We start from the raw sequence: 24,107 nt of genomic DNA, 5'->3' as shown, positions 1-24,107 counted from the left end.
CTCTTAATATCAAAATTGATATCTGGTGGCAGACGGATAAGTAGGATCACAGTAACCGACAAGTATAGTGACCTCTTCGGCGATCACGAAACAATCGTTGGGGACGGGATACGTGGTCTCGACGGGCGTGGTGCTTTCCCTCGGATTACTCGCCCACGCGGTGGCCACCGCCAGCCCGTCTTTTATTACTGTGGTCGTCCTCGGCGTGGGGTTTACCCCGGCGTTAGCCCTGGCTGCGGCGAACTACTGGCTGCCGATGAGCGGAATCTCGGGCGACCAGGTATGGACCACCGCGGAATGGTGCGGGTTCGGCGTCGCGCTGTTTACGCTCATCAACATCGTCGTGTTGCTCGCCCCGATACCACAGACCTCAATGGTCCCATCGATACTCGCGAGCGGGGTCGCAGTCGGTGGGTTCGGCGGCATTTTGTTCGGGTGGCTGCTCGAACTGCGGCGGTCCCGACGCCGGCTCGCCCAGAGCAACGAGGTGTTGTTTCGGGTGCTCCGACACGACCTCCGGAACGACCTCAACGTCGCGCTCGGCCACCTCGGCGAACTGCAGCGGGAAACGGCAGCGCGTGGCAACCCCAAGTCGCGTGCGCACGTCGAAGAGTTAAACGACACCATCGACGATATCATCGGCACGACGGAGAAGGCGAGACAGATAGAGTTCGCGTTCGACGCGGACCGTCGCGCACGGGAACCGGTAGACCTCGTCCCACGCATTAGAGACCAGGCGGAGAAGATCACACAGTCGCATCCGGAGACGACTGTCGACCTCGACCTCCCGGACCGGTCGCAGGTGTACGCCGACTGGATGCTCGACATCGTGTTGCAGAACGTCATGGAGAACGCGGTCGTCCACTGCGAGGCAACCCCGACGCTGTATATCTCTGTCGAGGAGCACGGCCGAACCGTGTTCGTCCATATCGGCGATAACTGTCCGTCGATCCCACAGCACGAACGTGATGTCCTCGACAGCGGCGCGGAGACACAGCTTCGCCATTCAAAGGGAGTCGGGCTGTGGCTGACGACGTGGATCATCGAGAGTTACGGCGGGGCGGTACACCTCACGACGTCGGACGACGGCAACATCGTGACGCTGGAACTGTGCGGGCCGACAGTTCTCGACGGGATCCGTCAAACCCTCCGAGAGTGGCCCTGACGGCGGACGTGAGCGGAACCGTCGACCGCATCAGGAGATATATACGCCTTCGCAGCCTTCGCGTCAGTAATGACCCGAATCGACGTTATCGACAACCACGGACAGTTCACACATCTGGAGCAGCGCGCGCTCCGGGACATGGGCGTCGACGTCTCGCTCAGGGACAACACGACCCCGCCGGAAGAGATCGACGCCGACGGCATCGTCCTCTCGGGCGGCCCGGACATGGACGATATCGGGAACTGCCCCGCGTATCTCGACCTCGACATCCCGGTGCTGGGCATCTGTCTGGGGATGCAACTCATCGCCGACGAACTCGGTGGCCGGGTCGGCGGCGGCGAGTACGGCGGCTACGCCGACGTAACGGTCGAGATCCTCGACGAAGACGACCCGCTTCTGGGCTCGCTGTATCCCGAAACGCGCGTGTGGGCCAGCCACGCCGACGAGGTGAAGGAGGTCCCGCCCGGATTCGAGCGAACCGCGACCTCCGACGTCTGTGGCGTCGAAGCGATGAGCAACACGGACGAGGCGATATTCGGCGTCCAGTGGCACCCGGAGGTCGCTCACACTGAAGAGGGCGAGGAAGTGTTCGAGAACTTCCTGTCGGTCTGTGACCAGCAGTCCGTCGCCCGCCAGTAGTCGTCGACGGGTAATGTAACTGGGTTTATAATCGCTCGTCGGGTGTGATACATAAATGACGGCGACACAGGGCAATCTCGCTAGCCTCTCGCGGTTCATATTCCGGGCTCCGACCTGGTACACGAGCCTAGCCTTTGCGCTGGTTATCGCCGCGATGACGGGCATCGTTGCCTTCGACTCACGGTTCATCCTCGACGACGCCTGGCAGGGCGTGTTTCTCATCGGCCTGCCGACCTCAATCGCCAGTGCCGTGACGCCGTGGGTCGACCGCCAGCTCGGCGGGCAGCTAACCCCGAACCGGGCCACTCTGCTTGCGGTCATCTGTGAGCTCATCACGATCGCGATGCTGACCGTCGCCGGTCTTATCGCCATCTTCACCGTTCGGCTCGGACAGAACTTCGTCTTCGACGTATTGCTGGTCGCGCTGGCGTCGATATTCGCCTTCCGGCTGCTGATACTGATGGCCGTCTCGCGGCACTCGCTGCTGAAAGCGGCGATTCCGGCGAGCGTCCAGACGGTCACTGCTGCCGTGTTGCTGGCGATTTACAGCGGGGCGACCGCGTTCATCCTCGAAGATCCGATGCTCCGGGAGTACCTCTCCCGCCCGGAAGAGGTCCCGCCGCAGGTACAGGGGTTCATCCCGGAGGATTTCATCATTCTCGCGGTTATCTGTATCATCTACGCGCTGGCAGTCTGGCTGTTTCTGGTCGTCATTGACCAGCCGTGGCGCTCCTCTCTCGGCGTTTCCGCGCTGGATTTCCTCCGGGGCTTCATCGGCCACATCGCCGAGGGCACGCGTGAACTGGAGGAGTTCTTCGAGGAAATCGGCGAGGAAGCCGTCGTCCCGGTCACCGTGCTGTCGGTCCGTCGACCGGGCGGCGAGGAGAAAGCCCGGTTCGTCCTGCCGATGATTCACCCCGGACCGATGGGGGAAATCGGCGGTGGCAACCTTCCCAGACGCGTCGCCGAATCCGCCGACGGCCTGGCCTTCCCGCCACACGCGACCGCCGGCCACGACTTCAACCTCGTCACCGAGCGGGAGGTCGACAAGATCCTGTCGACGGCCGAGACAGCGTATCAGAACCTCGACTACGACGACCAGGCGACAGCGGGCTATCGGGTCACCGAGGGCGAGGCCACGCTGACGGGGCAGGCGTTTGGTTCTGACGCGCTCGCCGTGAACACGTACGCGCCGGGCTGTGCCGACGACGTTGAGTACGCCGTGGGCCTCTCGGCCATGTCGGAAGCGCGGGTCGACGGGCTGGACGACGTGCTCCTGGTCGACGCCCACAACTGCAACGACGGCCTGGAAGGTGAGGACCTCGGCCACGTCGTCCCCGGCAGTCAGCGCTCGTTCGACATGCTCCATGGGGCCGGACAGCTCGGAAATCTGCTCACAGACGCCGAAACCGGCCGGCTCCGCTGTGGGGTCGCCTGGGACGAAACCCCCTGGGAACCCGAGGAGGGCATCGGCCCGCTCGGTATCCGGGTCTGTGTCTTCGAAGTCAACGGACAGCGGACGGCGTATGTCCTCATCGACGGCAACAACATGGAACCGGGCCTCCGCGAGCGTATCATCGACGCCGCCGAGGGCGTCGACATAATGGAAGTGATGACCAGCGACACGCACATCGTCAACACCGTCGAGGCCGAAAACCAGGTCGGGCAGGCTATTCCCGAGCGGGAAATCGTCGCGCTCATCGGGGACCTCGTCGACAGAGCCATCGCCGACCTCGAACCCGTCGAGGCCGGGATGGCGAGCGAACGGGCGACCGTGACGGTGTTCGGCAACGACCGGACCGAGACGCTGGCCTCGACCGCCAACGCGATGGTGTCAATGGGCGGCGCGCTGGCCGCGGCGTTCATCCTCGTCGTCATGACGGTCAGCGTGCTGATCTTCCTGCTGACCTGAGCGGTGCGGATGGATGGGGTCACCCTACGAGCACATCGCTGTCGCTCGTCGGTTCGGTTGCAGAGAACGCCGAGGAGGAGAGTTGAACCACGCTCAGACGGTCCGGGCGTGCGGCGCGGTGCGCCGTTCCGGGCTGCGACTGGTCTACTTCAAAGCTCCACGTATCACGTTCCTGCAGCACTGCCAACTCGCTACGCTCGTTGGTTCTGCTGCAGAGAACGCCGAGGAGGAGATTTGAACTCCTGAGTCCGTGAGGACAGTTGCTCTCGAAGCAACCGCCTTGGCCAGGCTAGGCTACCTCGGCTCACTCGATAGTTCCGCTGTTTGCTCTTTAGGGGTTTCGATTTCGGTCTCGACATCCCTTTACCGGACCCGTAACATGACAGCCTATGGACGCAACTGAGGCAAGCGAGGTGTCGAGTCGGATCCTCGATGAGATCGGAAGTGCCGTCATCGCTGACCGCGGGTTCTTCGAAACGGTGCTGCTGGGAGTCGTCGCGAAAGGCCACGTCCTGCTTGAGGACGTTCCCGGCACGGGGAAGACGCTGACCGCCCAGTCGTTCGCGACCGCGTTAGGGCTGTCCTTCTCCCGAATCCAGTTCACGCCGGACCTCCTGCCGGCCGATATCACGGGGACACACATTTTCAACGAGGAGTCCCGGAGTTTCGAATTCACCGAGGGGCCGGTGTTCGCCAACGTCGTGCTGGCCGACGAGATCAACCGCGCCCCGCCCAAGACCCAGTCCGCGCTGCTGGAAGCGATGGAAGAGGGACAGGTCACTGTCGACGGCGACACCTACGACCTGCCGTCGCCGTTTTTCGTCATCGCCACGCAGAACCCCGTCGACATGGAGGGGACCTTCGAGTTGCCGGAGGCCCAGGTCGACCGGTTCCTGGCAAAGACCTCGCTTGGCTACCCTGACGACGAGGGGGAGGTCGAACTGCTCCGGCGTCGCGCCGGCCGGACGACCCAGAGCCCGACCGTGGAACCGATACTCGATGCGGCGTCCGTCGAGGAACTCCGTGGCGTTCCGGAGTCGGTCACCGTCGACGACGACCTGCTGCAGTACATGGCCGACCTCGTTCGGGCGACCAGAGACGACTACCGCGTGGACGTCGGGGTCTCGCCGCGTGGGACCCAGCGGCTGTTCGAGGCGACGCGGGCGATGGCGACTATCGCCGGCCGGGAGTACGTCGCCCCGGACGACATCAAGCGGGTCGCACAGCCGGTGCTGGCCCACAGACTGGTGTTGACGCCGGACGCCCGCGTCGAGCAGGTCGACAAGGGAACGGTCATTCAGAACGTTCTCGACGAGGTTCCGGTCCCGACAGTTTAACCCCACGTCCAGTGGGCGTCAAGCGCGTACCGGTACAGGCCTGTGATGACGATGGCCCCAGCGTTGCCGATGAGGTAGTCGACGCCACCCCAGGTGACGAATGCGTAGAGAAGGCCTAACTGGAGGGGGATCGCGGTCCCGCGAACGAGATTGGTCTTCCCAAGCCCCCGAATGTACTCACGCATCGTCGAGTGTTGGGACCGGTGGAACGTCCAGGCGTTGTTGAGAACGTACTGCAGCAGGATCGTACACTCGATAGCGATAGCGGCCGCGAGGATGTAGTTCAGCCCCCCAACGTCGGTGAACGTCCACAGCAAGGCTTGCTGGACCGACGCCGCAAACACGCCAACGAGGAAAAACCGGACGAGCTGCTGCCGCCGGGCCGGTGTGACGACAGCGGACGCCATACAGCCTTACTGATAACCGAGCGCTTTTAGTCGTGCTGTTATCTCCTCGGAGGCCTCTGTCTCACCGGTACCGGACCCGTCGCTGTCGAGAGTAGCGAGGTGATCGGCGACAGCCTCGGACAGTCGGTCAAGCACTGTTGCCGGCGGGTCGGCGTCCGACGAGTCCGCACAGAGATCGACCTGCTCCTCGGGGTCGTTCGTCCGGTCGTACAGTTCCCGGCGGCCCGACTCCGTGAACTCGATGTACGTGTACCGCTCGTCGCGTGCGCTGAGCATGAGTTCGCCGTCGGCGCGACTCCGCGGGATCGGCTGACTGGTGACGCTCTCGCCCCGGACCGCGGTGGAGACGATGGGGCCGCGGTCCTCGATGTCCTCGCCGTGGATCGCCGGGGCGACAGAGGCCCCGTCCCACTCGGCCGCCGGCGAGAGCGACAGGAGGTCACACACCGTCGGCGCGATGGTGTCGAGGCCGACCGGCGTCTCGACCGACTGTGACTCGCTTTCCGGCGTCGAGACGATGTAGGGGACGTCGATGAGTTCCCGGTAGAGCTTGGGGTAGTGGGCGAGATGGCCGTGTTCGAGAAACTCCTCGCCGTGGTCGCCGGCGACGACGACAGCCGTGTCGTCGCGATGGCCCTCGGTTTCGAGCGTGTCGAGCAGCCGCCCGATGCTGGCGTCGACTTGCCGGACCGTGGCGTCGTATAGCGTCTGAAGCGTCTCCAGCGTCCGGTCGTCGACCTCCCAGCCCAGCCCGGTTTTGAGGTGGGAACTCAGCATTCGAAGGACGCCGAAGTGGTTGTCCGACACCTCGCGGATGTGCCGCGGGGCCGGGACGTACGGCGTGTGCGTGTCCATGTAGTGGACCCACAGGAAGAACGGGCCGTCGGTCGTCTCCAGGAACTCGGTGGCGTGGTCTTCGAGGTCACCCATCCGTGACACGTCGGCGAAGGGGCGTTCGTCGGACCCGCCGCTGAGAACGGTTGCGGCGCGCCGGAACGGCGAGGTTCCCAGCTGGACCCACGCCTGAACGGTCGGATGGGCCGCCAGGTACTTGCTGTAGCCGCCGCTGTCGACGAAGGGCTCGAACGCGTCGAACCCGCGGTCGTACCCCCAGTGGTCCGTGAGGAAGCCGTTCGCGGCGTTGAACCCCGCCGTTTCGAGGCCGGCGTCCGATACCTGCTCGGCCAGCGTCGGCGTCGACGCCACGCCGATGTCGTCGCTCTCGGCGAACACCGGCCGCGACCCGTGAATGCTGGGGAAGGAAAACGGCGTCCAGTTGCCCTGGGCGGCGGCGTTCTCGAAAACGACGCCCGACTCGGCGAGCGAGTCCATCACCGGCGAGACGCTGTCAGCGCCACCCAGTGCGTCCGCCCGCAGCGAATCAACCGTGACCAGCACCACGTTGTTCGTTGCTGGGGCTGTCATTGTCGACCCACACTCCCCCTGAAACGTAATAGTACCGACGTATCGCGTCCGCAAGCCGGGGTTCGTACCCAGCACGTGCCACCGAGTTCTCTCATACCCCTCATACTGGACACTGGATACTGAACGTTCCGGATAAATTCAGGCAGGTATAATAGAACCATACTCTTATAGGGTAGAACTAAAGCCGCTCCGCGACCATGGACCGTGCAGAACGTATTCGATGTCCGGCCCGATCCAGTTTCGGTCCTACGACGACCGGGACGCCGACGCTGTCTGGCGTCTCCACGAGTGGGCGATGCGAGCGACCGGAAACGACCCCAGTGATATCCCCGGAACGTCGGACCTGAAGAATATCGGGACACGATATTTCGACACTGGCGGCGCGTTTCTCGTCGGCGTCGTTCCGGCTGTCGACGACCAACTCCCGGAGACGTGCGACGGTGGCCTCGCAGCGATGGGTGGCTTCCTCCCGAACGAGGTCGGCCACGCGGACGAGCGGACCGTCCCCGGCGCGGCCGAACTCCATCGGATGCGGGTCGCCCCGTCACACCAACGGCGTGGCTACGGTCGCAGCCTCCTCCACAAGCTTGAACAGTCCGTTACCGAGCAGGGGTACGATGTTCTGCTCGCCACGACATCGCACAGCCAGCCCGCCGCGGTCGCGTTCTACCGCGACGAGGGCTACCGAGAGGTCGGCCGGTCGACACAGGGAGAGTACGAACTCGTCCACTTCGAAAAACGGTTCTGACTGTTTCGGGCGAACACGGCGAAGAGGCGTTCAGTCGCCGCTGTAGGCGTCGTCGGTGTCCTCGCCGAAGGAGGTGTTGAGTCCGCCCGGACTCTCCCGGTCTTGCTCGCGCATGCTCTGTCGCGTGAACTGGGGTTTGGCGCGGACGGCCTTCTTCGAGCGGAACGACCACCACAGCGCCAGGGACAGGCCGACGGTCCCGACGATGCCGACGCCGGTGGCCGGAAGCGACGCCTGCGTGTAGAGAAACGCCGTCGAGAACAGCGTGCTCGCGAGCAACATCCCGAGAATGAGTCGCTTTGTCATCGTCGCAAGCAGGCCGTCGGAGTCCTCGATGTCGGCCTGCACGCGGAAGTCCTCCCGCTCGACCCTGTCGAGGGCGGACTCCAGTTTCGGCGGAATTCGGACGGCCGACCGAGCGGCGTCTGACACCTCGGTCGCTCTGTCCTCGACGAAGTTGCGGACGCCCTCGGCGATGTACCCCTCTTCGCGGAGGTAGTCTGTGGCGACACCGATGAAGTCGAAGTCCTCGTCAAGCGTGACACAGACGCCTTCGACGACCGTGGCGACACGCAATACGAGCGCCAGGTTCGCCGGCAGCCGGAGCGGGAACTCGTAGATGGTGTCCTCGACCTGCTGGATGATCTGCTGGACGCGGTACTGCTCGATGTCCTCGCCGCGGGCGTCGGCGATGGCCAGTTCCATCACGTCGCCCATCACCTGCCGGTCGGCCTCCGGCGAGAGCGTCCCCATCTCGATGAGGGCATCGAGGATGGCGTCGATGTCCTGGTCGGCGACGGCGGCGTAGAAGTCGATGATCTTGTCCTGCACGAACGGGTCGACCCGGCCGGACATCCCGAAGTCGTAGAAGACGAGTGTCCCGTCGTCCTGTACGGCGAGGTTCCCGGGATGTGGGTCGGCGTGGAACACGCCGTCGTCGATGATCATCTGGAGGTACGCCCGCTGGAGCGTTTCGGCCAGTTCCGTCCGGTTGATACCGCCCGCGTCGAGGCTATCGATGTCGTTGATCTTCGTGCCGGGGACGTACTCCATCGTCAGGACGCGCCGCGTGGAGTGGGACTCCTTGACCTTGGGAATGCAGATGCGGTCGTTGTCCCTGAAGTTCTCCCGGATTTCGGTGAGCATACGGCCCTCTCGCTGGTAGTCCATCTCCTCGCGGATGGTCTTCGAGAACTCGTCGGCCAGCGTCTCCAGCGAGAACGACCGCGAGTCGTCGATGAAATACATCAGCAGCGGGAGCGACCACCGGACGACCCGCAGGTCGGCCTCGACGAGCGTCTCGATACCGGGCCGGCGAATCTTGACGGCGACCTTCTCGCCGTCGACCTCCGCCAGATACACCTGACCGAGCGACGCGCCGCTTATCGCGTCTGTCTCGAATTCGTCGAACCGGTCGTCGACAGAGCCCAGTTCGTCCTCGATGACGACCTGTGCCTCGTCCCAGTCCGCCGGTGGCACGCGGTCCTGCAACTTGGAGAACTCCTCGATGTACTCCGGTGGCAGGACGTCGGGCCGCGTCGAGAGGATCTGTCCGAGTTTGATGAACGTCGGGCCAAGCGTCAGCAACGAATCGAGCAGCTGCTGTGCACGTTTGCGACGCTGTTCGGACGTGACGCGGCGCGATGAGCCGACCACGAAGAACCGCTTCCGGTCTCGTGCGTACGCGACCAACAGGGGCAGGAAGTGGCGAGCGACGACGAGGAACCGCCAGTACGCGCGAATGTTCACCGGCTTGCCACCTCTGAGTCAGTCCCCGTCGATCGGGATTGTCGTGCTCGGTGCGGCTGTCGCCTTCGGCAGGCGGAGTTCGAGGACGCCGTTTTCGACGGTCCCCTCCCCGCCCTGCCCGGTCGTATCCGGCGGGAGCGGGAGCTCGGCGTCGAGGAACACGGAGCGGTCCTCGCGAACGAACGTGAACTCCCCGGGCACGTCCTTGGTCCGTTGCCCGTCGATACGGAGGCGGCCCCCCTCAACGGTCACGTCGATTGTCTCCGCGGTCACGCCCGGCAGATCGAGCACGAGCAGGTATTCGTCCTCGGATTCGAGCACGTCCGCGAACACGGCGTCGGGGAGGTCCCGAAGCGCTTCACGCAGGGCTGGCATACGCCTGTCTAAGTGGTACGCAGTGGTAAACCCGACGGTCTCTGCTACTCTACAGGGGTACGGAGAGGAGGACGGCAGCACCGATGAGGACAGCCGCTAGTCCGAACACAGTTTCGGCGATAGCGCCGCGAACAATCCGTCGGGCCGTGCCACGCTCGCTGGTGTCGGAGATGACGAACACCGGTGTCCCGTCGCCGTCCCCGACGATAGCGTCGACCAGATTGCTTCCCCACTCCGTTGCGGGGCCGCGCATCGCCTGGCCGTAGACGTACACGTCCTCGCCAACGTCCAGCCGGCGCTCGGTAAAGCGCTGCTTGTTCCCCAGGCTGATCTCCGTCACGAGCAGGTTCACGGATCCGTCCTGTGCCTCGACGCCCTCCGTCCGCTCGACGTAGTCAGCCAGGCGCTCGGGGAGTTCAGTTCCGGGGGATACCGTCACCGACTGTGATTCGAACCGCACGTCTGCGCCGTCTGGGTTCACGCGGACGCGAGCGCCCCCGTCGTCGACAACGAAGTCGACGCCGGCCTGCCCCTCGTCCAGCGTTTCCCAACTGGAGTGTTTCCCCGACGACCGATACTCCTCGACCTCGTAGGTGTAGGCCAGACACTCGCTGCCGGTGAAGGGAGCCGTGACGGTTCCGGCGTCCTCGTCGGCAACAGCTGTGCCGGTGATTTCGACGGGACCGGAGTGCCCGTCGAGCGAGCGCACCGGGACTGGATCGTTACGGAGGATGTGAAACACCGTTCGGAGTTCCCGGCCACCGCGGAGGAGGACGAAGCCGCCGATGACCAGGAACACGATGGCGACCAGTTGCGGGAGGACCATACGGCCACTCCGATCCGGACCGAACAAAAGCGTTCCCAGTCCATGTGGACAAGTGACGGCCGGGCTGTGGCCACTCGGGGCGTTTTTGCCACAGTACCCACTAGCAAGGGTATGGCTGGCTCCCCGCCATCGGAGGCCGAGTCGCTCGCGCTTGAGACTGCCCGCAGACAGCTCGGTAGCTTCGCCGTCCCCGTCGACCGGACAGACAGGATTCCGCTGTCCGTCGCTGTCGGACGAGTGCTGGCAGCAGATGCGACGGCGAACAACCCCGTTGAGGCGGCAGGCATCTCAGTCGACGACACCGTCTTCGATCAGGGGCATCAGGTACGGCCCGGCGACGTGGGACTGTTGCGGGCAAGCGGCGTCTCCGAACTGCTCGTCCGCCAGCGACCGCAGGTCGGAATCGTACCGACTGGCGACGAACTCCGAGCGGCTGCCAGCGCGGCCCGCGAGGTCGAGACAGCGGGGTTCACGCTGGCGCAGTACGCCGACCGGTGGGGCGGGAAGGTTACCTACCGGGACCCCGTCGCCGACGACGCACCGGCGCTCCGGATGGCCGTCCAGCGCGACCTCACCCGTGATGCGCTCGTCATCACCGGGACCGAGCCGGGGGACACGCTTCGAGAGGTCGTTGCGGACCTCGGGGAGGTGTTCACCGACTCCGTCGATATCGACCCGGGCCAGCGGACGGGAGTCGCCGTCGTCGAGGACCGCCCAGTCCTGCTGTTGCCGGAGTCGCCGAGTGCAGCCCGCGTCGGCGCGGTGCAACTCCTTCGTCCGCTCCTGAAGGCGTTTGCCGATGCACCGCTGTCGGATCACCCCCACCAGTCAGCTTCACTGGGCGACGGGGTAGACAGCCCTGCATCCGTCCGTTCGTTCGTGCCGGTCACCGTGACCGACGGGACAGCGACACCACTGCCGGGGACTGACCTCGCTACGGCGACCCGGGCCGACGGCTGGATATCTGTGCCTGCAGACGAGACTGGTCTCGATGCTGGAGCGTCCGTCACGGTGGAAAACTGGGACTACCTGCCCTGAGACGACGCCAAATCGAGCAGCGAGGCGACGCGCCTGTCGCCGCGCACGCACCGACCCATCTCTGCCGGCGACCGCCGACCGACGTGGACGCCGTCCAGGCCCGCGTTCCACGCGGCACCGATGTCTGACGGATTGTCCCCAGCCAGCACGCCGCGGTGGCCGTTGTATCGGACACCCATCTCCCGCATCGCCAACTCTACGGGCTTCGGGTCGGGCTTCCAGCCGATGTCGTCGTCACAGCAGACGACCGTCTCGAACCAGTCGGCGATGTCCAGATGGTCGAGGACTGGCTCGGTGAGATACTGCTGGCAGTGCGTGACCAGTCCGACCGGTGTATCGAGGGTGGCGAGAAACGCCTCGGCGTCGTCGTAGAGATACGTCGCCTCGGCCCGGGCGACGGGGTCTTCCTCCTCGTGGAACAGCCGCCAGAACTCCTGCTGGTCGATGTCGCGTTCTCGAAGGGTCCGCGACCGTGCCCCACCGAACCCGTACCAGAGTCCGTCCCGCTCCCGGTCGGTGAACTCGACGCCGAGGCGGTCGCCGACGGCACCCATCACCTTCCGGGGGTAGGCTGGCTCGATATCGACGAGCGTTCCGTCGAGGTCGAACAGCCAGAAGTCGTAGTCGGTGGTCATTAGGGGTAGGTTTGTTGGGGACTTTCGAATATAGTCTTTCGGGCCCTACGACTAGTTTTACTGCGTATAACGCCGCTATAGACACTGACTACGAAGCGACAGGTCGTTTCACGCCACACGAACTGAACTGCCGAGGTACTTGGTGAGCACCTCGCTGACCGAGTCCGCGTTGAACAGGGCCAGGTCGTCGCCGATTTCGGCTTTCAGCGCGTCGAAATACCCCTCGTCGGTCCGGAGTTCGCTGAACGACGCCGAGACGACCGGACGGCCGAGTTCGTCCGCGACGAGCCGACGGAAGTGCGGTTCGTCAGCGAGTTCGCCACGCCAGAGCGTGTCCCGGAAGAACAGCCACCCGCTGGTCCCCGGCTCGTCAGCCGCCCGGTACAGCGTCGTCTCGAACCGGTCGGGGTCGGTCCACAGTCCGTCCGCGTCCGGTACCAGCCCGACCTCGATACGGAAGACGTACCGTGCGGTCGCGCTGTCGGGGTCGGTCGGCCGGAGCGGCGTGAGTCCGTCGGTCGTGTCCACGGTCACACTGTCAGTCGTGGATGCCGTTGAGCCGCTCGGCGAGGTCGATGTCGTTCTCGGTGATGCCGCCGGCGTCGTGGGTCGTGAGTCGGACTTCGACTTCGCCCCAGCGGATGGTCATCTCTGGGTGATGCCACGCGTCCTCTGCGAGGCCGGCTGCGGCGCTCAGAAAGCCCGACGCGTCCAGGTAGCCGTCGAACTCGAAGACGCGAACGATTTCGTCGTCCTCACGGGTCCATTCCTCGGGTAGCTGGTCACTAATCTCTCCGTCAGAGAGCAGGTCTGCCATATCTGCTACGTCGGGCGGCCCGGGCAAAAAGGTGGGCGTGGTCAGTCGTCGGAGAGCCGGTCGAGCATCGCGTTCGGGATCTCGTCGCGCATGCCGTCGGGGATGTCCTCGACCGACATGCCCTGGGTGAACTCGGGCGGAGTGGCCTGGTCGGGGCCGCCGAAGTCCGGGTCGAACAGCTGGAGCGCCGTATGAATCGTCGACCAGTCGTCCTCTTCCGCGGCGTCGCGCAGGCTCTTGGTCGGCGCGGCGAGGATCTGCGAGACGATGGCGTCGGCCATCGCCTCGATGACTTCCGCCTGGTCGTCGTCGAAATCAGCCGCCGAGAGCGCGCTGTTTATCTCTGCCGCCTTGACCTGTTCGGCGCTCTCGTACATCGTCGAGATGACCCTGTCTGCGCGTTTGCGTTTGTACTGCGTGAGCAGCCGGTCGAACTCCTCGTCGACGATGCGCTCGACCGCTTCAGCGGCTCGCTGTCGCTTGTTCCGCGTTTCGGCGGTCACCGACTCCAGCGCGTCGAGGTCGTACACCGTCACCGACGGGAGTCGATCCGCGCCGGCCGGAACGTCACGCGGCTGTGCGATGTCGACGATAGACACCTCGCCGGCGTCGCTGAACGTCCCGATTTCGAACACCTGGTCGCCGCTCCCCGTCGCCGAAATGACGGCACTGGCCTCGGAGACGGCCGCTTCGATGCCGTCGAGCGCAACCGCACTGGCGTCGATATCGACCGATTCGGCGACGTGCTCGGCGTGTGGCACTGTCCGGTTAGCTACGAGCAACTGGTCTACTTCCTCGCTGAGCGCCTTCGCGGCGAGCTGGCCCATCTCGCCAGCCCCGACGACGAGCGCTGTCCCGTCCGCCAGCGAACTCTCCTGTTTGAGAAGACGAACCGCGGCGGAGGCAATCGAGACGACACCTTCGTTGATTTTCGTCTCCGTTCGGGCGCGCTCGCCGACGTGAATCGCTTTCGTGACGCCGTCTTCCAGCATCGGTCCGATACCGCCGACGCCGCGGGCGGTCTCGTAGGCGGTTCGCAGCTGGCCGAGGATCTGATCCTCGCCCAGCACGATCGATTCGAGCCCGGCAGCCACCCGGAGCAAGTGACGGAGACTCTCCTCGTGACCCATCTCGACGACGACATCGTCGGGCACGGCGCGGGTGAACAGTTCGAGCGCGTCGAGCCCGTCCTCGTAATCTGAGACGACGACGTACCCCTCAGTACGGTTGCACGTCTGCAGCGCAATCGCCTCTTCGACCGCGGGGTTCGCGAGCAGGGATTCGACGGCGTGGCGCTCGCTGTCCGCCGCAGCGGTCTCTAATTGGTCGACGCTCGCGCGCTCATGGGATATACAGACCCCAACGATTGCACCAGTGTCCCCTCTCACGTTTGATCACCAGGTAACTCTCCGATCACGTCTCTAGCTACTTGCTCCCCATTGGACCTGCCACTATCTAAAGCCTTCCAAACTTCCCGTGACCTGACAACGATCCTAACGGCGTCACGCCGTTCGGCCGGCGGGACGCCCCGGTCGCGGAACTCCTCACGGAGGTCGCCGACGAGATCCGCCATCAGTCCAGCGTTATCGAACTCGTCTTCGAGATGCTCCCGGAGGTGTTTGGACAGCGCCGGCGCGCGCCCGCCGGTCGCAATCGCCAGCGTCACGGGGCCGTCCCGGACCGTCGCCGGAACGACGACGTTACCAAACGACTGGTCGCCGTGGTCGTCGGCGCGGTTGACGAGCGCGCCGTGATCCTCGGCGGCCGCGGTGAAGGCGTCGTTCAGGTCCGGATCGTCCGTCGCGGCGACGACTAGCGCCGGGTCAGTCCGCCCGACCCAGTCTGTGGCGTCCCCGGGACTCGGTGCTGCTCGGACCCTCTCTGCGTCCGCGAACGACCGGTCGGCGAACTCGGGACTGAGGACGACGACCGTGGCCTCCGCCGCGAACGTTCGGGCCTTACGCGCACCGACCGGACCGCCGCCGACGACGAGGACCGTCTCGCCCTCGAAGTCGTGCATGAGTGGGATCACCGGTGACACCTGCCCGTTGGGGGACGCTGCATCGGTTCGGTCACGCCGTCTCTGCGTTCTGCCGCGCCCGTTCGTCCAGCCTGATCCCTGTCTTCTTCAGGATGCGCGTCGAGAACAGCGTGTCCCAGTCCTCTTCGGCTACGTCCCAGTGGTCTGCCATCCGGTCGCGGACCTGCTGGATGCGCTCTTGGCTCTCCGCTTCGCTTCGCCCGTGTGTCATCGCGAAGAAGTTGTACGGCCAGACGCCGTCGTGGCGGGGCCGCTCGTAGCAGTGGGTAACGAAGTCGAACTCGGCGATGGCCGGGCCGACCTCGTCGATGACCTCGTCGGGCACGTCCCAGACGGTCATCCCGTTCTCGCTGTAGCCAAGCGCGTAGTGGTTCGGGATGACGCCGACGCGGCGGACCTTTCCCTCCATGTTGAACCGCTGTATCGTCTCCAGTACCCACTCGACATCAGCGTCGATTTCCTCAGCCACATCGGCGTACGGCGTGGCGGTAATCGGTAGGCCGTCCTGAATCTCTAGCACCAGGTCCAGTTCGTCGGCGGTGAGCGACCGCTGCTCGGTCGGTGTCACGTCCGGCCCCAGGTCCGAGCAGTCGATGTCCTGGGTCTGTGGCCCCTCGACGGGGAACTTCGCGCCGACGTGGAACTCCTGCTGTTTCGGGAGGTTGTACGTCTCCTCGCCGGTTTCGGCCTCGATCTCGGCTAGGACTTCCTCGACCCGCCCTTCTTCGGCCACCGAAACCACGAACCACATGTTCAGATGCGGATGCTCGCGCTCGTAGTTGTGCGCGACCTCCGGGTGGGCGTTTATCAGCTCGGCGTGTTCGTCGTAGCTATCCTCGGGGGCGTGGGTCGCGACAAGTGTTGCTGTTCCGCCGATAGCTTCGGCGTTGATGAGTGCCCCGAACCGCGTGAGCACGCCCGCGTCGTCGAGGTCCTGTACGCGTGCTAACAGCTCGTCCGCGTCGATGTCGACGCCGTGGTCGGCCAGAGCCGCCGCGGCCGGTTCGAACGGCCGTTCGACGACCGGGAAGCCGCCCTGGAAGGCGTTCAACACAGCCCGGTCTACTGTCCCGAGGTCTTCGCTCATGCCCGAATCTGGGGGGCCTGCGGATAAAAACAGTCCGGGACAACCGGTACCAGTGTCCGGGTCGCCGGAGCGTTTTACCCCTTTGCGCCCCTAACCCGCGCGTGGCTATCACGACAGCCGAACTGGCGGTCCGGCTGCTGGTCTACCTGTTCGTCCTGATAGGGGTCCCGCTGTGGTTCGTACTGATGTTTCGGCTCATGGACTACGCCGCACACGACACACTGGTCGAGCAGTTCAGCGGCCGACGCAACGGCCGCGACACGGGCCAGCTCAACGCCTACTTCGAACAGGCCGCCGTCGAGGCACGGACCTGTCGTATCTGTGGCGCAGCGAACGGCCCCGACTACACCTACTGTCACAACTGTCAGGAGCGGCTGGCGACCGGCGACTGATACTGTTGGACGTATCTTCGTACAGCTATCCGCCACCCCCGGGTGGCGAAATTCTTGAAGGGCTTCCGTCCGACAGGATGACGCGGTTACTCGCCTTCGACGCCGGTGACCGCGTAGCCGGCGTCCTCGATAGCTTCGAGAATGCCGTCGTGGTCGGCGCTGGCCTCGTAGTAGAACACCAGATCAAAGGAGCCGTTGCGCAGGAGTTGCTGGCACTCCCAGACGAACTCCTCGCCGTCGAGCGTGAGGCCCTGGTGCTGGTTCGACGCGAATTCGGGGTCGTCGCTGCCCGAGTAGACGTACGTGTCCGTCGGATCAAGGCCCGCACCCTCGGCGATGAGTTCGCCGACCTCGATGGTGGCCTGCATCATCTCGATCTCGTCGCTGCCGTCGTACTCCGTGTGGACGACAGCGCCGTTGAGCTGAATCTCGCCCGGCTCAAGCAGCTGTTTGGTCCGCCGGTAGAGCTCCTCGTCGAGTGCGTCGGCCTCGCTCATACCATCCGGTCGGTGTCGCTGTCCCTAAGACGCTTCGGATTCGGAGCGCTGATCGGTCTATCCGAAGATATTCGGTTCGAGAGACGGCGCGGTGACAGCGGTGGGAACCCACGCGCTGCCGGGTAGCGCCGCTCGGTCCGAGCAACGGAACCCGTCGAAAAGCGAGCCGGACTCGCTTACAGTCGCGTGAGGTTCTTCGCTCGCGGGCCTTTGTCTGCCTGTTCGATGTCGAATTCGACTTCTTGCCCTTCTTCTAAGTCCGGGCCGCCGACGTCTTCCATGTGGAAGAACACGTCTTCGTCGGCATCGTCGGTTTCGATGAAACCGTAGCCACCCGTGTCGTTGAAGAAGTCTACAGTGCCTGTCGCCATGGTTACAGCCGCGTGAGGTTTTTCGCGCGCGGGCCTTTATCGGCCTGCTCGATCTCGAATTCCACTTCTTGCCCCTCCTCGAGGTCAGGACCTTCGATGTCCTCCATGTGGAAGAAGACGTCCTCGTCGGAGTCTTCGGTATCGATGAAACCGTAACCGCCTGTGTCGTTGAAGAAGTCTACCGTACCGGTCGCCATTGCAGTTCGAACGTTAAGCCGGGGTGTATTAAAACTATGCGCATATATTTCGACAGATTAGGTGGGAAATAACTGTACCCGGCCCCTTCCACAAAGCCCTTATTGAGTGGTTGAAATGTATTCAATGATGCTATCGAGGGGGAAGCGATTGGGCTATGCGGCCTACGAGCGACTGCTCCAGTGGGAACTGTCGGGAACGCCCGACCACGTCGCCGTCATTCAGGACGGCAACCGGCGCTACGCCGAGAAACAGGGGGCCGAGACGCAGGAGGGACATACGGAAGGGGCCGAAACGACGGAGGCCCTCCTGAACTGGTGTGACGAACTCGACATCCGCGAGGTGACGCTGTACGCGTTCTCGACGGAGAACTTCGACCGCGACCCCGAGGAACGCGAGCACATCTTCGATCTGGTCGAGCAGAAGCTCCGGACGTTCGCCGACGCCGACCGGGTCCACGAGGCCGGCGTCTGCATCCGTGCTATCGGAGAGCGAGAAATGCTCCCCGAGCGGGTCCTGGATGCCATCGACTACGCCGAGGGGCGCACGGCGCAGTACGACCAGCTCAACCTCAACGTCGCGCTGGCCTACGGCGGCCGGGCGGAACTGCTCGGCGCGGCCCGCGACGTCGCCACTGCTGTCGAGGACGGGGCCCTCGACCCGACGGACGTCTCCGCAGAAACCATCGAGGAACGGCTCTACGAGGGGCCGACCCGCGATGTCGACCTTATCGTCCGGACCGGCGGCGACGAGCGCACCTCGAACTTCCTGCCGTGGCACGCCAACGGCAACGAGGCCGCCACGTTCTTCTGTACCCCCTACTGGCCGGAGTTCCGAAAAGTCGACTTCCTGCGAGCGATCCGGACGTACCAGAACCGCGAGCAGTCCTGGCGCACCACGCGCGCGGAGCGGTCGCTCGCACTGGTCCGTGCCATCGAGCAATCGGAACTCCCGACGGCCAAACGGATGCTCGGCCGGTTCCGCGACGCGCTCCCGAGCGCCGAGCGCGAACAACTCGAGGAAGAGTACGACATCGCGGACTGATTACCGTCCAAAGCGGCGCTGCCGCTCCTGATAATCCCGCAACGCCCGCAGGTAATCCCGCAACCGGAAGTTCTGCCAGTTCACGTCAGTGAAGTACAGCTCCGAGTACACGGACTGCCAGATCATGAAATCGGAGAGCCGCTCGGCCCCGGTCTTGATGACCAGATCCGGGTCGGTCGGGAAGACGAGATGCTCCTCGACCGCGGCCTCGTCGATATCGTCCGGGTCGAGGGTGCCCTCGTCGACGTCTTCTGCGAGTTTCTGGACGGCCGTCGCGAACTCCGATTGCCCGCCGAGACCGATAGAGATCTGGATCGGAGCGTCGGCCGTCGTCTCGTCGTCCGGTACTCTGACCGCTATCTCCCGCGGCGCAGTGACGCTTTCGAGTTCACGCTGTAGCGTCGGAATCGCCTCCTCGTCGAGGACGCTCACGTAGACGACGACGGTGTCGGTACCGTACTGGACCGTCCAGTCGAAGAAGCGCTCTAACGTCCTGTACGCGCCGTCGCCGAGCAGATCCCGCTCCGTGATTACCAGTGCGACCGTCTCGGGCAGGTCGGCGTCGCTGCGCCGAACGCGCGCTGCGAGATACCGGTCGTATAGTCCCACGCCCGCCGGTATGCTGACAGCCCCAGTAAATCCCACGGTCCCATCCTCCGCAGTTCGGAAAGGGTAAGTGCCTCTCGGGGATACCGGTGGGACGTGACTGGCACAGTCCGTCGGGCAGGCGCGTTCGCCGCCGTGGGGACCCTCGCGGTCGTCGTCCCGGCCGCAACGGGCTTTGGCTCGCTCGAACTCGCGACTGTCGCCGCTATCGCACCCTTCGCCCTCGTCGCCGCGCTCGCAGTGACGGTTATCGGACAGGACTCGCCGCTGTTCGAACTGTTCGCGCGCCCCGGTGACTACGAGGACGGGAAGCTGTACGGGCTGGCGGCCTTCTCGCTTGCCGCCGCCGGGCTCGCGCTGCTCGCGGTCCGGTTCAGCCTCCCGGTGCCCGTGTTCGTCGGCGTCGTCGTCGTCGTCGCCTACGGCAACCTCGGCCAGCGCCTCGCCTACACCGTCCGCGCTGACGAGGTCGTCGCGACCGCGGGCTTCGTCCTCGTCGGCTTCGTCGCCGGCGTCGTGGGGCAGGTCGTCGGCACGCAGATCCAGGCCGCCGTCGGCGAGGGCGCGGCCGCTGTGGATCTCCCGCTCGTGCTGTTTCTCGCCGCCAGCGGTGCCTTTGTCGCCGCACTGCTTCGCTCGGTGCTGTTCGAGCGGGACGACCCGCTGGTGATGCTCACCGTTGGACTGCTGCTGTGGCTGTTTTTCGAACTCGACCCGTCGGTGACGACACAGCGTGTCGTGATCGCGCTGGCCGTGACAGTACTGCTTGGCTATCTCTCCTACGCGCTCGACACCGCGTCGCTCCCGGGAATGCTCACCGGCGTCCTCCTCTCCTTTTTGACCATCGTGCTCGGCGGCTTCGGCTGGTTCGCCATGCTGATAACCTTCTTCGGGCTCGGTGGTCTCTCGACGAAGTACCGCTACGAGGAGAAACTGGACCGCGGCATCGCCGAGGAAAACGAGGGCGCACGCGGGAGCGGGAACGTGCTCGCGAACTCTATCGTCGCGCTGTTCGCCGTCGTCGCTGCGGCGGCGAGCCCGAGCCACATCGCCGTCGACCCGCTTTTGTTCTTCTATGCTTTCGCCGGAGCAGTCGCCGCGGCGATGACCGACACGTTCTCCAGTGAGTTCGGCGGGCTCTACGACAATCCGCGGCTCATCACGACGCTCAGGCCCGTCGAACCGGGCACCGACGGCGGCGTCACCTGGCAGGGCGTGGCCGCCGGGGCCGTCGGCGCGGGCATCATCGCCGGCATCGCTGCACTCACCCAGGACATCGGCACGGTCGGCGGCGGCGTCATCCTCGTGTGTGGGCTGGTCGGCATGACCGTCGACAGCCTGCTGGGCGCGACCGTCGAGGGCTCGGTCGTCGGCAACCAGGGCGTCAACATGCTCGCGACCCTGGCGGCCGCGCTGACCGGAGCCGGCGTCGTGCTGGCCGTCGGGCTCCTATGATCCGCGAGGCTCGCCCCGAAGACGAGGTTCGTCTCCGAGCTATCCAGACGGATGCGCTGGACGAACCGTGGCCGGAACTCCTCGGCGTCGGAATCGACGGCCCGCCGCTCGTGCTGGTACTCGACATCGGGGAGCCGCTCGGCTACGCGCTTGTGGTTCCGGACCACCCGGTCGCGTACCTTGCGGAGTTCGCCATCGCACCCGGAAAACAGGGGCAGGGACTCGGCACGACACTGATGGACGGGCTGCTCGACCGGCTCCGGGCCGGCGGGTTCGAGACGGTCAGGCTCACGGCCCGGGCGGACGACGAACGGGCGCGCTCCTTCTACGATAGGTTCGGGTTCTCGGTGGCCGACGAACTACCCGATCACTACGACGACGGCGACGGCGTGTTGCTCGCTCGGGACCTTTAGCCCTCGATGCGGACCTGCACGGCCGTCGGCTGTTTGACGTACTCGCCGTGGCCGGCGGCGACGACGACACCGACGCCGCGCTGGGCGGCGACGTCGAGGAGCTTCTGCGTGCAGTCGGCATCGATGACGACAGTTCGGGGGACCTCCTCGGCCGATTCAAGCAGCGAGACGACATTCTCGGCGTCGCCCTCCGCGAGCAGTGCTGCATCCTCGTCTACCAGTCTGGCCGTCCCGCTGTGTTGCTCGATGACGGCTTCGATGTGGTCCGAGAGCGATGGGATGGTCGGTTCGTCGCCGCCCTCAGTCGCGCCCTCGTCTATCGCGGTCTCCGCGACGGCCGCGTCCGAAGTGTCGTCCACAGCCGTCGCTCCATCGGTCGTCTCGGTCCGGGACGGCTCTGCTCGCCCACCGGGAGCGGACTGGCCGTCGGCGGTGTCCTCCGATACCGCGGCCGCCACAGCGCCGCCGTCGGCGGTCGTCGACTCCTCGGGATGGGCCATCTCCTCGCGGATGTTGTCGAGGCTCTTCGCGTTCGCAACCGTTTCGTAGGGAACCTTATCGCGTAGCGCCGACATCACCTCGCTCCGGGAGAGGTCCTCGACGGACTTGCCGCCGGGAGTGACGGCGACGTAGTCCACGTCGCCGACCTGGGTGAGCTCCTTCAGGATGAGGTCGCCGCCGCGGTCACCGTCGAGGAACGAGGTCACCGTCCGCCCGGCCGTCAGGTCCGCAATGGCGTCGGGAACGTCAGTGCCCTCGACCGCGACGGCGTTCTTGATCCCGTATTTGAGTAGCTGCAACACGTCCGAGCGGCCTTCGACGACGACAATCGCGTCCGAATCGGCCACCCGCGGGCCGGCCGGCAGCCCCTCGTAGTCGGTCACGTCGGCGACCCGGACCTGCTGTCTGACCGTCTCGACGATGTCTTCGGTCCGGATCGACTTCTCCTCGAAGTCGTTCAGGAGTTCCGTCGCGCGCTCGACGACTTCGCGGCGCTTGGCGCTCCGGACGTCCTCGATCTCGGAGACTTCGATCTCGGCGCGACAGGGTCCCACCTGTTCGATGGTCTCCAGTGCCGCGGCGAGAATCGCCGTTTCGACTCTGTCGAGACCGCTCGCGACCGTGATCTCGCCGAACGATTGCCCGCTTTCGGAGCGTATTTCCACGTCGATGCGACCGACCTTCTTCGAGTCCTGCAGATCTCGCAGGTCCAGTTCGTCGCCGAGTAGCCCTTCCGTCTGGCCGAACACCGCGCCGACGACGTCGCTACGTTCGACAACTCCCGCCGCCGTGATGTCGGCATGTATCAGATATTTCGCCGTGTCTTGCATGATTGTCCTGTTTTCCAGCCCGTCGAACGCTGTTTCGACGGACTGCTGTCACTATACTGATGTTGGGAAGTACAGCGGAATAACCTTGCGCACGCGAGTCGGCAGACGAACAAACCCTACTGTAGTTGAACTGTATGCAACACAGCTGCTGTGAAGTGCTGTCAGCCGGCGGGGCGGCCACTCACTCCAGTAGCGGGTGCATGCCGTCGATACCCGCCTCGATAGCATCGAGTGGGTCGTCGGGGTTGTCGTGTTCGAAAACGAGCCATTCAGTCCCGGCCTCGCGGGCCGCGTCGACCACGGCCTGAAGCGGGACGACGCCGTCACCGAGAGCGGTCGGCTCCCCGTCGGCTGTCATGTCTTTGAGGTGGACGACGGGCACGCGCCCGTCGAGTCGCTGGAGCAGCGCAACGGGGTCCTGGCCCGCCGCGTGCGCCCACCCGGCGTCGAACTCGAAGCCTATCGAGGTCTGGTCGACAAGCGCGTCGAAGGCGGTGCCGCCGCCGAGCGGGACGAACTCGTGGTCGTGGTTGTGATACAACAGCGGTCGGTCCACGTCTTCGGCGAGCATCCCAAGCAGCGTCGCCGTCGACTCGAACGCGCTCTCGGTCGCGAAGTGATCGTCGTCGAGATACGGGAGAACGACGAACGGGGCGTCGAGTATTCTGACCTGATTGCCAACGGTGCGGGGATCGGACTGCAGGTCTTCCAGTTGGACGTGGACGCCGGCGATGCCGAGCCCCGTCTCGTCGAGCGTGTGCCGGGACGCCCCCGGGTCGCCGATGCCGGCGAACTCCACGCCGTCGTAGCCAGCGGCCGCGACACGGTCGAGGACTTCGGAAAGCGGCTGTTGAAGGTCCCGGAGCGTCCAGAGCTGAATCGCCGTTTGCATACTCCCGCTCCGAACGCTGCGATAAAATAAGTGGACGTACTACCGGGGGGCATGGGATTCACTGAGACGGAGATCGACCCCGCGCGGTTCCTCGAAGACGTAGAGATGCGTATCGGCGAGATCGTCGACGTCGAACCGTTCCCCGAAGCCCGCAAGGACGTGTACAAACTGGACGTGGATTTCGGCGACGAGACGCGCCAGTCCGCCGCGGGACTGACAGACGTGTACGACCCCGAGGACCTGCTCGGGTCGCAGGTCGTCGCCGTCGTCAACCTCGGCACGGTCTCTATCGCCGGCTTCGAGAGCGAATGTCTGGTCACCGGCGTCGACAGCGAGGAGGGCGTCGTCCACTTGACGCCCGAGCGCGACGTCGAACCCGGGACACGAGTGTATTGAAGACGATTCTGTGACGCGGACGTATTGAAGACGATTGTTCTTCAACGAGACACAGTGAAGGTTCGTTACCCATTAGTACCCGCAGCGGCTAGCCTGTCGTAATATGAGTACGGGCAGGGCCGTCGGATGGGCAGTCGTCGCGCTCGTGTTGATGGCACTGGCGGTGCCGTGGTTCCTCTGGGACAGCAGCGCAATCGCTGCGGGGCTTCCGGTGTGGTTGTGGTGGCACATCGGGTGGATGGCGCTCGCGAGCGTCGTCTTCGCCGTCTTCGCGCGCACTGACTGGGGCCTCGGCGTCGAGGAGGTGGGCTGAG

The 24,107-nt window shown here is 64.9% G+C and carries 29 protein-coding genes and 1 tRNA gene; 12 read left to right on the top strand and 18 right to left on the bottom strand.

All coding sequences use genetic code 11. The features are described from left to right. The first annotated feature begins 67 nt into the window (after positions 1–67). From ACY9XZ_RS17585 to ACY9XZ_RS17575, 3 genes are all read left to right on the top strand, one after another. Positions 68–1,165: a sensor histidine kinase gene (locus tag ACY9XZ_RS17585; RefSeq protein WP_463458325.1), complete on the top strand. Its 1,098-nt coding sequence runs from the start codon at positions 68–70 to the stop codon at positions 1,163–1,165. A gap of 69 nt (positions 1,166–1,234) precedes the next feature. Then, positions 1,235–1,804 carry a GMP synthase subunit A gene (locus tag ACY9XZ_RS17580; protein WP_463458324.1) on the top strand — a complete coding sequence of 190 codons (570 nt, stop codon included), beginning with the start codon at positions 1,235–1,237 and terminating at the stop codon, positions 1,802–1,804. Positions 1,805–1,859: 55 nt separating this feature from the next. Continuing rightward, positions 1,860–3,716, top strand: a complete 1,857-nt coding sequence (locus ACY9XZ_RS17575; protein ID WP_463458323.1) for a DUF2070 family protein — start codon at positions 1,860–1,862, stop codon at positions 3,714–3,716. A gap of 219 nt (positions 3,717–3,935) precedes the next feature. Here ACY9XZ_RS17575 and ACY9XZ_RS17570 read toward each other — a convergent pair. Further along, positions 3,936–4,020 (bottom strand) — tRNA-Ser (locus tag ACY9XZ_RS17570). Between the two features lie 85 nt (positions 4,021–4,105). On the opposite strand from ACY9XZ_RS17570, the gene ACY9XZ_RS17565 reads away from it, so the two are divergent. Continuing rightward, on the top strand, positions 4,106–5,053 hold the full coding sequence (locus ACY9XZ_RS17565; RefSeq protein ID WP_463458322.1) for an AAA family ATPase: 948 nt from the start codon (positions 4,106–4,108) through the stop codon (positions 5,051–5,053). Here the strand turns inward: ACY9XZ_RS17565 and ACY9XZ_RS17560 are convergent. Together ACY9XZ_RS17560 and ACY9XZ_RS17555 are read right to left on the bottom strand one after the other, a co-directional pair. After that, complete coding sequence (locus ACY9XZ_RS17560; RefSeq protein WP_463458321.1) at positions 5,050–5,460, bottom strand: GtrA family protein; 411 nt, start codon at positions 5,458–5,460, stop codon at positions 5,050–5,052. The two genes, ACY9XZ_RS17565 and ACY9XZ_RS17560, sit on opposite strands and share 4 nt — an antisense overlap. Before the next feature lie 6 nt (positions 5,461–5,466). Further along, complete coding sequence (locus ACY9XZ_RS17555) at positions 5,467–6,885, bottom strand: sulfatase-like hydrolase/transferase (protein WP_463458320.1); 1,419 nt, start codon at positions 6,883–6,885, stop codon at positions 5,467–5,469. A gap of 220 nt (positions 6,886–7,105) precedes the next feature. Between ACY9XZ_RS17555 and ACY9XZ_RS17550 the strand changes: the two genes are divergently transcribed. Next, positions 7,106–7,633 (top strand): GNAT family N-acetyltransferase, encoded by a 528-nt coding sequence (locus ACY9XZ_RS17550; RefSeq protein ID WP_463458319.1) that lies wholly within the window; start codon positions 7,106–7,108, stop codon positions 7,631–7,633. Positions 7,634–7,663: 30 nt separating this feature from the next. On the opposite strand, the gene ACY9XZ_RS17545 is transcribed toward ACY9XZ_RS17550, so the two are convergent. From ACY9XZ_RS17545 to ACY9XZ_RS17535, 3 genes are read right to left on the bottom strand one after another with little or no spacing between them, the layout of a single operon-like run. Then, positions 7,664–9,382, bottom strand: a complete 1,719-nt coding sequence (locus tag ACY9XZ_RS17545) for an ABC1 kinase family protein (RefSeq protein ID WP_463458318.1) — start codon at positions 9,380–9,382, stop codon at positions 7,664–7,666. Positions 9,383–9,400: 18 nt separating this feature from the next. Then, positions 9,401–9,757, bottom strand: coding sequence for an Hsp20/alpha crystallin family protein (locus ACY9XZ_RS17540; RefSeq protein WP_008312668.1), 357 nt, complete (start codon positions 9,755–9,757; stop codon positions 9,401–9,403). Between the two features lie 49 nt (positions 9,758–9,806). Continuing rightward, positions 9,807–10,583, bottom strand: coding sequence for a GIDE domain-containing protein (locus ACY9XZ_RS17535; RefSeq protein ID WP_463458317.1), 777 nt, complete (start codon positions 10,581–10,583; stop codon positions 9,807–9,809). 111 nt (positions 10,584–10,694) lie between these two features. Between ACY9XZ_RS17535 and ACY9XZ_RS17530 the strand changes: the two genes are divergently transcribed. Further along, positions 10,695–11,621, top strand: a complete 927-nt coding sequence (locus tag ACY9XZ_RS17530) for a molybdopterin-binding protein (protein ID WP_463458316.1) — start codon at positions 10,695–10,697, stop codon at positions 11,619–11,621. Here ACY9XZ_RS17530 and ACY9XZ_RS17525 read toward each other — a convergent pair. The 6 genes from ACY9XZ_RS17525 to ahbB all read right to left on the bottom strand — a co-directional run bounded on the left by ACY9XZ_RS17525 (position 11,609) and on the right by ahbB (position 16,201). After that, positions 11,609–12,256 carry an HAD family hydrolase gene (locus tag ACY9XZ_RS17525; protein WP_463458315.1) on the bottom strand — a complete coding sequence of 216 codons (648 nt, stop codon included), beginning with the start codon at positions 12,254–12,256 and terminating at the stop codon, positions 11,609–11,611. The genes ACY9XZ_RS17530 and ACY9XZ_RS17525 overlap by 13 nt on opposite strands. A gap of 108 nt (positions 12,257–12,364) precedes the next feature. Then, on the bottom strand, positions 12,365–12,784 hold the full coding sequence (gene lwrS / locus ACY9XZ_RS17520) for an LWR-salt protein (RefSeq protein ID WP_463458643.1): 420 nt from the start codon (positions 12,782–12,784) through the stop codon (positions 12,365–12,367). 10 nt (positions 12,785–12,794) lie between these two features. After that, entirely contained in the window at positions 12,795–13,073 is a 279-nt protein-coding gene (locus ACY9XZ_RS17515) for a 4a-hydroxytetrahydrobiopterin dehydratase (RefSeq protein ID WP_463458314.1), read from the bottom strand. A 41-nt stretch (positions 13,074–13,114) separates the two neighbouring features. After that, positions 13,115–14,461 carry a glutamyl-tRNA reductase gene (gene hemA / locus ACY9XZ_RS17510; protein WP_463458313.1) on the bottom strand — a complete coding sequence of 449 codons (1,347 nt, stop codon included), beginning with the start codon at positions 14,459–14,461 and terminating at the stop codon, positions 13,115–13,117. Beyond that, positions 14,458–15,105 carry a precorrin-2 dehydrogenase/sirohydrochlorin ferrochelatase family protein gene (locus ACY9XZ_RS17505; protein WP_463458312.1) on the bottom strand — a complete coding sequence of 216 codons (648 nt, stop codon included), beginning with the start codon at positions 15,103–15,105 and terminating at the stop codon, positions 14,458–14,460. The genes hemA and ACY9XZ_RS17505 overlap by 4 nt, the downstream gene beginning before the upstream one ends. Positions 15,106–15,145: 40 nt before the next feature. After that, entirely contained in the window at positions 15,146–16,201 is a 1,056-nt protein-coding gene (ahbB, locus tag ACY9XZ_RS17500) for a siroheme decarboxylase subunit beta (protein WP_463458311.1), read from the bottom strand. 101 nt (positions 16,202–16,302) lie between these two features. Between ahbB and ACY9XZ_RS17495 the strand changes: the two genes are divergently transcribed. Next, complete coding sequence (locus ACY9XZ_RS17495) at positions 16,303–16,593, top strand: DUF7577 domain-containing protein (RefSeq protein WP_463458310.1); 291 nt, start codon at positions 16,303–16,305, stop codon at positions 16,591–16,593. 86 nt (positions 16,594–16,679) lie between these two features. Here the strand turns inward: ACY9XZ_RS17495 and ACY9XZ_RS17490 are convergent, their stop codons facing one another. The 3 genes from ACY9XZ_RS17490 to ACY9XZ_RS17480 form a co-directional block, all read right to left on the bottom strand. Then, positions 16,680–17,090 (bottom strand): DUF5778 family protein, encoded by a 411-nt coding sequence (locus ACY9XZ_RS17490; protein ID WP_463458309.1) that lies wholly within the window; start codon positions 17,088–17,090, stop codon positions 16,680–16,682. 176 nt (positions 17,091–17,266) lie between these two features. After that, entirely contained in the window at positions 17,267–17,461 is a 195-nt protein-coding gene (locus tag ACY9XZ_RS17485; protein ID WP_004591449.1) for a cold-shock protein, read from the bottom strand. 2 nt (positions 17,462–17,463) lie between these two features. Beyond that, positions 17,464–17,658, bottom strand: coding sequence for a cold-shock protein (locus ACY9XZ_RS17480; protein ID WP_008312646.1), 195 nt, complete (start codon positions 17,656–17,658; stop codon positions 17,464–17,466). Positions 17,659–17,773: 115 nt separating this feature from the next. On the opposite strand from ACY9XZ_RS17480, the gene uppS reads away from it, so the two are divergent. After that, positions 17,774–18,700: a polyprenyl diphosphate synthase gene (uppS, locus tag ACY9XZ_RS17475; protein WP_463458308.1), complete on the top strand. Its 927-nt coding sequence runs from the start codon at positions 17,774–17,776 to the stop codon at positions 18,698–18,700. Here the strand turns inward: uppS and ACY9XZ_RS17470 are convergent, their stop codons facing one another. Beyond that, entirely contained in the window at positions 18,701–19,309 is a 609-nt protein-coding gene (locus tag ACY9XZ_RS17470) for an undecaprenyl diphosphate synthase family protein (RefSeq protein ID WP_463458307.1), read from the bottom strand. It abuts the gene before it with no gap. Positions 19,310–19,402: 93 nt separating this feature from the next. Between ACY9XZ_RS17470 and ACY9XZ_RS17465 the strand changes: the two genes are divergently transcribed. Together ACY9XZ_RS17465 and ACY9XZ_RS17460 are read left to right on the top strand one after the other, a co-directional pair. Continuing rightward, entirely contained in the window at positions 19,403–20,761 is a 1,359-nt protein-coding gene (locus ACY9XZ_RS17465) for a DUF92 domain-containing protein (protein ID WP_463458306.1), read from the top strand. Further along, complete coding sequence (locus tag ACY9XZ_RS17460; protein ID WP_463458305.1) at positions 20,758–21,174, top strand: GNAT family N-acetyltransferase; 417 nt, start codon at positions 20,758–20,760, stop codon at positions 21,172–21,174. Before ACY9XZ_RS17465 ends, ACY9XZ_RS17460 begins: the two co-directional genes overlap by 4 nt. Here the strand turns inward: ACY9XZ_RS17460 and dnaG are convergent. After that, positions 21,171–22,505 carry a DNA primase DnaG gene (gene dnaG / locus ACY9XZ_RS17455; protein WP_463458304.1) on the bottom strand — a complete coding sequence of 445 codons (1,335 nt, stop codon included), beginning with the start codon at positions 22,503–22,505 and terminating at the stop codon, positions 21,171–21,173. The two genes, ACY9XZ_RS17460 and dnaG, sit on opposite strands and share 4 nt — an antisense overlap. A 181-nt stretch (positions 22,506–22,686) precedes the next feature. Then, positions 22,687–23,397, bottom strand: coding sequence for a sugar phosphate isomerase/epimerase family protein (locus ACY9XZ_RS17450; protein WP_463458303.1), 711 nt, complete (start codon positions 23,395–23,397; stop codon positions 22,687–22,689). A 51-nt stretch (positions 23,398–23,448) separates the two neighbouring features. On the opposite strand from ACY9XZ_RS17450, the gene ACY9XZ_RS17445 reads away from it, so the two are divergent. Further along, entirely contained in the window at positions 23,449–23,793 is a 345-nt protein-coding gene (locus tag ACY9XZ_RS17445) for a tRNA-binding protein (protein WP_463458302.1), read from the top strand. A 103-nt stretch (positions 23,794–23,896) separates the two neighbouring features. Beyond that, positions 23,897–24,106, top strand: a complete 210-nt coding sequence (locus ACY9XZ_RS17440) for a DUF3311 domain-containing protein (RefSeq protein ID WP_463458301.1) — start codon at positions 23,897–23,899, stop codon at positions 24,104–24,106. The last annotated feature ends 1 nt before the right edge of the window (position 24,107 follow it).

This window comes from Haloarcula sp. HT12 (assembly GCF_055271655.1).
Note: the sequence above shows the minus strand (reverse complement) of the source record. Positions and strands in the feature narration are given on the sequence as shown.